At 52.3% G+C, this 3,792-nt stretch carries 3 protein-coding genes; 1 reads left to right on the forward strand and 2 read right to left on the reverse strand.

Annotated elements, in window-relative coordinates; all coding sequences use genetic code 11:
- Window positions 1-305: 305 nt before the first annotated feature.
- Entirely contained in the window at window positions 306-1,367 is a 1,062-nt protein-coding gene (locus ABNT28_RS10295; RefSeq protein ID WP_332924445.1) for an N-formylglutamate amidohydrolase, read from the forward strand.
- Window positions 1,368-1,400: 33 nt separating this feature from the next.
- Here the strand turns inward: ABNT28_RS10295 and der are convergent, their stop codons facing one another.
- Together der and ABNT28_RS10305 are read right to left on the reverse strand one after the other, a co-directional pair.
- Window positions 1,401-2,837, reverse strand: a complete 1,437-nt coding sequence (gene der, locus ABNT28_RS10300) for a ribosome biogenesis GTPase Der (RefSeq protein WP_348721538.1) — start codon at window positions 2,835-2,837, stop codon at window positions 1,401-1,403.
- 18 nt (window positions 2,838-2,855) lie between these two features.
- Window positions 2,856-3,792 (reverse strand): PQQ-binding-like beta-propeller repeat protein (locus ABNT28_RS10305; RefSeq protein ID WP_348721539.1); only part of this gene is annotated, 937 nt, incomplete at its 5' end.

Here is a 3,792-nt window from a genome sequence, read left to right on the forward strand (position 1 = left end):
ACCTGTGACCCCTTCGATGTCAACGAAGTGCTCTCCCGCTGAGCTACACCCCCATTTATGCGGCATTGCATGATGGCCAAAGTCAACATCATGCGTGCCTATATCTGCCCCAAGCGCGGACAGATGGCAAGCCCTTTTGGCCAGATTGGGCGCTTTTTCCATGCTTGACTAGATTGTGTTGCGTTCTGGCACCCTCTGGCACCCTCTGGCACAAGATCAGGCCAGATCACACCTAATCTGCATCATATTAGCACTTTAGCAGAATTTAAATTGACGTGCGGTGGCGAGATGGTATTTTTTATCGAATGGACGCGCTTTCTACATCTCCCGATATTGCTACCTTGCCCACATCTCAGGGAACTGCATCTGCAACTGACATGCAAGATGTTATGCCCCAAGATGTTATGCCCCAGGATGTCACGCCAGTCATGGTTGATGGCGCTGCGCTGGCGCTTGATTTTTCGCGCACGCCTGAGGCAGCTTCATGCCATACCGACGATGCCAATTTTGTCGCTGTCAGCAAACGTCATTCTACACCTGCCCATACACGGGCGGTGGTGGTGTCCTGTCCGCATGCTGGCCGTCTCTATCCAGCCGAGTTTATCGCGACAAGCGCGCTTGAACTTGCCGCCTTGCGTGATCTTGAAGATTTCGCCGTTGACCGGCTGATCGAAGGCATGATGGCGCATAATATCACCACCATTACCAATCATGTTGGGCGCGCCTTTCTGGATGTGAACCGGCCTATAGATGCGCTGGATAAAATCATGTTCGCTGATACGATTGATGCCGCTACACCATCGCGCCAAGTCAAGGCCGGTTATGGGTTGTTGCCACGGCTGAATGCGGCACGCATGCCGATACATAATGTAGCTTTATCACATGACGAAGTGCGGCGGCGGCTTGACATGGTGCATACGCCCTATCACCAGATGCTGGCCGAAACGCTGGAAACAGCGCTGACATTTCACGGGCATTATCTGTTGCTTGATATTCATTCGATGCCACAGACTGATCAGCTTGGGCGGCCACTTGCCGATTTTGTTCTGGGCGACTGTCTTGGCACCACCATAGACCCCAAGCTTGGCTCGCAGATCAGTGAGTTTATCGCCGAATCTGGATTTAGCGTTGCGTGGAACAAGCCCTATGCAGGCGGGCATATCACGCGTGAATATGGGCGGATCAATTCCCCGCGGCAGTCAGTGCAGATCGAAATTAACCGCGCTCTTTATATGACATCAACACCTGTGTCGGGCAATCCGGCGCAAAGCCATATGACGCTAGAGGCTGATGGCGCAGCGCGTGTTGCCCATATGCTGGGCGCATTGGGTGCTATGCTGGCAGACATGCTGGATAATAATAGGTAAAGATTGCGCTGGGCTGAGTAACAGCTATCCAGTCTAGGCGAAGGGGTTTTCACGTTTTCGCATAACCATGCGGATGGGAATCCCGCGCAAGCCAAAATCATTCCGCAAGCCAGTGGACAAATAACGCAGATAGGAATCAGGCAGATCAGCCGGGCGGCTGACAAATAATGCAAATGTCGGTGGTCGTGTCTTGATCTGGGTTACATAGCGGATACGCAGACGGCGCCCCTCAACCAATGGCGGCGGATGCGCTTCAAGCATGATTTCCAGCCAGCGATTAAGCCGCCCTGTTGACACGCGCGTATTCCAGACAGCGTACATATCATCAGCCGCTTTAAGCAAATTGCCAAGCCCCTTTTTATGCAAACCAGACATTTGCACAACAGGCACACCCTTTAGCTGTGACATAGAGGTTTTCAGACGATCCGAAATTTGCATCGCTGATTCCTGTTTGTTGCGCACGGCATCCCATTTGTTGGCACCAATGACAATGGCACGGCCTTCATTGGCAATCAGGCGGGCAATCGACAGATCCTGCTTGTGCAGTTCTTCGGTCGCATCGATCAGCAACACGCATAGATGCGCATATTGAATCGCGCGCAACGCATCATCGACCATCAGCTTTTCAACCTTATCGACAACACGGGCGCGGCGGCGCATGCCAGCGGTATCAACCAGCTTATAGGGGCGTCCCTGCCATTCAAACGGCAATTCAATCGAATCACGGGTGATGCCTGCCTCGGGGCCTACCAGCAATCTATCCTCGTCAAGCAGACTGTTGATTAAGGTCGATTTACCCATATTCGGCCGCCCGACAATAGCAATCCGCATCGGTTGTTTGGCAGCTTCATCCTGCCATACATCCACAGGGTTGCCTTCGGCATCAAGCGGTGCTTCGGCATCATTGTCAGGTAAGTCGTCATCATCTTCATGCGTTGTCAGAATATCGTCGCCTGTCAGCACGCCTGCCAACCCCTGTTTGTCAGCCGCTTCAAGCATCGCATCATGCAGATCGACAAGACCTTCGCCATGCGCCGCCGAAATGGCAACTGGCTCACCCAGCCCAAGTGTCCAGCTCTCAGCCACACCGCTAGCGCCGATTTTACCTTCGCATTTGTTACAAACCAGAATGACATGCGCGCCAGATTTACGAATTTCACCAGCAAAAAATTTATCAACTGGCGTGATGCCAACACGGGCGTCAACAACCAGCAATGTGACATCTGCCCCGACGATAGCCAGCTCGGTTTGATACCGCATCCGGTCTTCCAGACTGCCATCGCTGGCTTCTTCAAGCCCCGCCGTATCAATGACACGAAAGCGCAGACTCGCTAGCGCGCCATCACCTTCACGGCGATCACGCGTCACACCAGGCTGATCATCGACAATCGCATGCTGTCGTCCAATCAGACGGTTGAATAATGTTGATTTACCAACGTTTGGGCGACCAACAATCGCAAAAGTAACCATAATTTAGCGCCAGTATATCTAGTCGAAGGCTGAAAGCTGACCATTATTAGACAGCACAAAAAGTCGTCCACCAGCAATCTGAGGGGGCGTGACAACATCACTACCCACATTCAGACTGCCAGTCTCAACACCTGTTTCGGCATTAAGCAAATATAAGCTGCCGGACTTTGAAATCACCATCACCTGTCCATTGGCAACAAGTGGTCCCACATAACGCGTCAGCGATTCAGACGCCATTGCGCCAGCTGGCAAGGCATCTGGCAATTCAGCGATCCACCGCACCAAACCATCTTCGCGGCGGATTGCATAAACCCGACCTTCGAGCGACAGGACAAAAACCGTATCACCTGCAACCCATGGCATTTCGACGCCTGAAATCGGCGCATCCCATAGCATAAAACCCGAACGCGCATTTAACGCCGCAATACGGCCAGACTGGCTGATCGCAAAAACAAGGCCACCATCAAATACCGGATTGGCACGAATATCGCCGATGCTTTGTAATGGCGTGCGGGGGTTAAACGTGGCCAATGACTCAGTCCAGATAATTTCACCATCGGTGACATCCAGCATTAATAATTCACCACCTGCACCCGCAACAGCAAGTTCACCATCATTATAGGCAGGTGACGGCACGCCATATACAATTGTGCTTGATGGCAGTCCCGCACGATCCCAAAGCGCTATGCCATCTTCCATGGACAGTACCAGTATATTGCCGTCAATATCGGTGATGACGATGGCTTCATCATCAATCGCGGTTGGCCCTCCGCGAATAGGTAATGGCAGATCTATCGACCATATGCTTGTCCCATCTTCAACCGATAATGCCGCCAGCATATGACCACCCGCATGCACAAAAAGCCGTTCGCCACTGACCATGACACCGCCACCTATGCCGGGCTGAGGGTCATCATCAAATGTCTCAATCGATACTGACCAGATAGATTTACCT

It is taken from the genome of uncultured Candidatus Puniceispirillum sp. (genome assembly GCF_963979125.1).
Classification (GTDB): domain Bacteria; phylum Pseudomonadota; class Alphaproteobacteria; order Puniceispirillales; family Puniceispirillaceae; genus Puniceispirillum.

What these genes read in the sequence shown, in the direction of transcription:
- ABNT28_RS10295 (WP_332924445.1), top strand. Translation starts at nt 306, where the DNA reads ATGGACGCGCTTTCTACATCTCCCGATATTGCTACCTTGCCCACATCT.
- der (WP_348721538.1), bottom strand. Translation starts at nt 2,837, where the DNA reads ATGGTTACTTTTGCGATTGTTGGTCGCCCAAACGTTGGTAAATCAACA.